This is a genomic window from Vulcanococcus limneticus LL (assembly GCF_002252705.1).
Taxonomy (GTDB): Bacteria; Cyanobacteriota; Cyanobacteriia; order PCC-6307; family Cyanobiaceae; genus Vulcanococcus; species Vulcanococcus limneticus.
The window spans coordinates 1-4,269 of the sequence record NZ_NQLA01000094.1 but is presented as its reverse complement, the minus strand read 5'-3'; the positions used below and the strand labels follow the sequence as shown (position 1 = coordinate 4,269).

7 protein-coding genes are annotated in these 4,269 nt (G+C 65.3%); 2 read left to right on the top strand and 5 right to left on the bottom strand.

Translation table 11 applies throughout. The annotated features are described in order from the left end of the window. Positions 1-811: MBL fold metallo-hydrolase (locus CJZ98_RS17230; protein ID WP_094592338.1), on the bottom strand; the 811-nt coding region annotated here is incomplete at its 3' end. A gap of 139 nt (positions 812-950) precedes the next feature. Here CJZ98_RS17230 and CJZ98_RS17225 point away from each other — a divergent pair. Next, positions 951-1,298, top strand: a complete 348-nt coding sequence (locus tag CJZ98_RS17225; RefSeq protein ID WP_094592337.1) for an ArsR/SmtB family transcription factor — start codon at positions 951-953, stop codon at positions 1,296-1,298. Between the two features lie 21 nt (positions 1,299-1,319). On the opposite strand, the gene CJZ98_RS17220 is transcribed toward CJZ98_RS17225, so the two are convergent. Then, a complete protein-coding gene (locus CJZ98_RS17220; RefSeq protein ID WP_198537939.1) occupies positions 1,320-2,048 on the bottom strand; it encodes an NAD(P)/FAD-dependent oxidoreductase in 729 nt (242 codons plus the stop codon). Positions 2,049-2,110: 62 nt separating this feature from the next. Between CJZ98_RS17220 and CJZ98_RS17215 the strand changes: the two genes are divergently transcribed. Continuing rightward, positions 2,111-2,554, top strand: a complete 444-nt coding sequence (locus CJZ98_RS17215; RefSeq protein ID WP_157911072.1) for a hypothetical protein — start codon at positions 2,111-2,113, stop codon at positions 2,552-2,554. 8 nt (positions 2,555-2,562) lie between these two features. Here CJZ98_RS17215 and petC read toward each other — a convergent pair whose 3' ends face one another. The 3 genes from petC to CJZ98_RS17200 form a co-directional block, all read right to left on the bottom strand. Further along, positions 2,563-3,111 carry a cytochrome b6-f complex iron-sulfur subunit gene (gene petC / locus CJZ98_RS17210; protein WP_094592334.1) on the bottom strand — a complete coding sequence of 183 codons (549 nt, stop codon included), beginning with the start codon at positions 3,109-3,111 and terminating at the stop codon, positions 2,563-2,565. A 70-nt stretch (positions 3,112-3,181) separates the two neighbouring features. Beyond that, a complete protein-coding gene (locus CJZ98_RS17205) occupies positions 3,182-3,826 on the bottom strand; it encodes a Tll0287-like domain-containing protein (protein ID WP_094592333.1) in 645 nt (214 codons plus the stop codon). 4 nt (positions 3,827-3,830) lie between these two features. Continuing rightward, positions 3,831-4,269, bottom strand: a 439-nt coding sequence (locus CJZ98_RS17200; RefSeq protein WP_108723327.1) for a DUF4079 domain-containing protein, incomplete at its 5' end; no start/stop codon positions are given.

Genomic DNA, 4,269 nt, shown 5'->3' with positions numbered 1-4,269 from the left:
CGGCGTAGCTGCGCTGCACCGGTGCCCAGGGGTGGGTCGCCCCGCCAGCCGCACCAACCTCGCGGGGCTTGCCGGAGCGCATGTTGCCCGGAAGGGCCTCGGCGATCTTGTGGGGATGGGGGAGCTTCATGTTCTCCATATGGCCCACGAAATCCCGCTCGCTGGCGTCGCCGCCGAGGCGGGCGTTGAAGGCCTTCTCCTCGGCCACGGAGGTGACGCTCCGGCCGGTGTAGTCGTGGCCGGGATAGAGCAGGCAGGATTCCGGCAGCGTCAGCAGTTGCTCGGTGATGGAGTTCCAGAGGGTGTGGGCGTTGCCCTGCTGGAAGTCGCAGCGGCCGCAGCCGCGAACCAGCAGCGCATCGCCGGTGAAGGCCATGGATTGGTCATCGAGCACGAAGCTGATGCAGCCATCGGTGTGGCCCGGGGTGGCGCGCACCTCAACGAAGCGCCCGCCGAAGGCGACCTGATCCCCGTGGGTCAGGGGCCGGGTGACGTTCTCGGCGCGGGCGGCGGCGGCCAGGCCAATGGCACAGCCGGTGGCCTCGTGCATCAGCCAGCTCCCTGTCACGTGGTCGGCATGGGCATGGGTGTCGATTGACGCCACCACTTCGATGCCCAGCTCGCGAATCAGGGAGAGATCGCGGCCGTGCTGCTCGAAGACCGTGTCGATGATCACCCCCTTGCGGCTGGGCACGTCGGCCAGCAGGTAGGTGAAGGTGCCGGTGTCGCCGTCGAACAACTGGCGGAAGAGCAGGGAGCCACCACCGGCGGCGGCCGAGAGGGACAGGGCGGGAGCGGGAGCGACGGCCATGGGTGATCGATCGCGAACTCATATGAGCATAGCCGCATTATGGGTGTTAAGGCGATCTCGGTTGTCCGGGTTGCTGCGCGACTCAGGTCCACGCCCTGAGTACTTCGTGCATAATGCGTGTATCGGCATAAGCCCGTCCATGCCCCGGTCCTCGCCCCAGTCCCTGCCCAGTCCCCAGTTGCTCGATGAACTCAGCGGCTTCTTCCGCCTGCTGAGCGAGCCGGCCCGCCTGCAGTTGCTTTGTCAGCTCAAGCACGGCGGGGCCATGGATGTGTCCTCTCTGATCGAGGCCACCGGATTCAGCCAATCCCACATCAGCCGCCAGCTGGGGCAGCTCCAGAGGGCTGGTCTGGTGAGCTGTGAGCGGGACGGCACGCGGCTGATCTATGCGGTGGCCGACCCCCTGGTGGAGGACCTCTGCAACCTGGTGCAACGTCGGCTCAAGCAGCGGCTTGAGGACCAGCTGCGGCAGTTGCAGGGCGTCTGAGCTTGTGGTCTCTAGGCCCGCTCAGCTTTCCTTCCGCGCCAGCCCCAACGCACGCACCAGCGGCTTGAACGGCTTCATGAAGCGGCTTTCATGCAGGCGGCCCTTCAGCACCCGGTGCCAGTAGACCCACGGGAACACCCGTGTTTCCACCAGAACCATGCTCCAACGCTCCTGGGTGGGATCCACCAGGAAAGAGCTCACTGGCTGCAGGTCGTAGTCGAACTCCGCCATCACCACGCTGTGGAAGCTGGTGATCAGCGGGCAGGCGGTGTAGCCGTCGTAGTGGGCCGCAAGCGGGCGTCCATCGAGCTGAGCCAGCGGGTTGGCCACCAGCACCGGCGCCTGACCGCGGATGGCGGCCAGGCTTTTCGAGGTGGGCAGGGAGCTCACATCGCCGAGGGCGAACACATCGGCAAAGCGCTTGTGCTGGCAGGTGTCCTTGTTCACCTCCACCCAACCGCCAGGCCCCTCGATCGCAAGGGGGCTGTGGGCCACCACATCCGGCGCCGCCATCGGCGGCACCACATGCAGCAGGTCGAAGCGGATCTCCTCCCTGAAGGGTTCCTGGCCTTCCTCGCGAACTTCGAACACCGTCACCTGCTCCTCGGGGCTCACCTCGATCAGGTTGCGCTGCAGACGGGTTTCGATCCCCCGCCGCGCCACGACGCGCTCGAGCGTGGCGTTGTAGGCCTTGACCGGATAGAGCTGTGCTAGGGCGGTGCAGAAGATCTCGTGCGTGTTCACCCTCACGCCGCTGGTGGCCTGAAAAACGTCGTCCGCCAGGTACCTCGCCTACCCGGGGGCGCCGCCGCGTGGCCAATGAACGGCGCAAGACCATCCTTGATGCTGGGATTCGGGCTTATCTCGCCATCGATGAGTGCACTTCGGAAGGGCAACGGATGCGACGTCTGCACCCGATGACGTTGAACCGCGATTGCTCACCCCTTTTTCTGCTCACCTGGACAGTGATGCATTCGATCGATCAGCACAGCCCCTTGTATGGACGTACTCCCCAGGAGCTGACCACAAGCCAAGCCGACATCGTGGCTTCGTTCAGTGGCATTGACGAAATCCTGGACCGGCCGATCCATGCCCATCACAACTACCCCCTTCCCCAGGTGTTGTTTGGTCATGGTTTCGTGGACATGATGCAGGAGGAGGATGGCGAGGGCCAACGTGTTGAGTCCGCCAATTTCAATAGGACCGACCTCTGCCCATCTGTTGGACTCCCCCGACCAGCTGGAGCAGCTTCCTGACGCTCAGCTCAGCTCCACCACGGCTTCTCGCCGGTGCGGGGATCGCTCTCGCTCCAGGTGCTGAGCAGCACCCGTTCGCCCTGAACCGCCACATGGGCCAGGGCCAGGGGCAGCGGGGCGGGGCCTCGGACCACGGCCCCCTCCGGGTCGTACTGACTGCCGTGGCAGGGACAGATGAACTTGTTCTCGCCGCTGTTCCAGGGGACCACGCAGCCCAGATGGGTGCAGATGGCGTTGAGGCCGATGGCGCCGATGGCGCCCTCTCCATCGACGATCAGATAGGTGGGATCGCCCTTGAGGCCCTGCACCAGGCTGCGGTCGCCTTCGCTATGGCCAGCCAGCCAGCCGCTGGCCGCGATCGGATTGCCGAGTTCATCCAGGGCCAGGGCACCACCCGATGAGCCAGCCTCCCGTGGAGGGATGAAGTAGCGCACCACCGGGTAGAGGGCGCCGAGGGCCACCCCGGTGACGGCACCGAAGGTGAGCAGGTTCATGAACTGACGACGCCCCAGGCTGGGGACCTCGTTGCTGGAGTGGCCAATGGGGACGAGGGTCATGACACAGGGCCTGCAGATCGGTTTATGACGAGATGCGCATAAAGTAGAGAAATTTTTGAGCTGGCGTGGCTCAGTCCGCAGCGGCGGCTAGTGCTACCTGAACCTCCGGCAGGTACACGGCATACATGCCGCGCAGCTCACCGACAGTCAGGTCGAACGCCTTGTCGTCGGGGTAGTTGTCTTTGATGAACGCCGGCCGACTGGCCTTGGTGCCGTGGCACGCCAGGCAGCTCGGCTCCACGTTGATGCGGCGGTAGTAGTTCAGGCCGGCGCCCTGTTCCGCCACGGCCGGCTCCCAGAGCCCGTTGATCTCAGGGTGTCGGCTGAGCAGATCGATCACCTCGCGCTCCTGGGTATTGGCGGGGGCATGGTCGGGGTTGCGGTACTTGCTGGCCACCTGGCGCACCTGCCAGCCGTTCTCCTTGCCGATGGCGATGGCCCGCATGCCCACCGGTTTGCACACCTCCTTCATCGTTTCGATGGTGGGCTCCTCGGTGCGGCCCTCGAGGGTGGAGGCCAGGGAAATGCGCATCTGATCGAGCTGCTCCATCGCCACGACGGCCTTGGAGAGTGCTGCCGAATCGACCGGCGGCGAGGCCTCTGCTGCCAGGGCGGTACCCGGCCGGGCCGTCAACAGCCCAACGCCGACCAGCATCAGCAGCAGGGTGGAGAGGGCCAGCCGTGTCAGCCGCTGGAGAGAAGTGGTGAACGTCATCGGATCAGGTGCCAAGGGACGTTGGTGATGCCGCTGAACTCAGCAGTTTCTGGACGATGGCGATGCCGCTGATGGCCTGCCAGCCGAACAGCAGCAGCACTCCCCCATTGATGGCCACATGCAGGCCCCGGGCCCAGTCCTTGCCCTTCTGGAGGGAAGGGCCCAGGGAGGCCGTGGCGATCACCAGCACGGCAACCGCCAGACCAACAAACAGATGCGGACCGATGATCAGCTTGCCGTTCTTGAGGAAGGTGGCAGCCAGCCCACCGGCGGCGCCCAGCAGGGTGAGGCCCAGGATCACCGCACCGAGTTGGGCGTGACGCTGGCCGTAGTGCAGGGGAACCAGCGCCTTGCGTTCCTCGGCGCTCACCTTTCGGATCAAGCTGGCCTTGAAGCCCAGGTAGCCCGAGTAGAGCATCAGGCTCAGCAGCACCCACATCAGC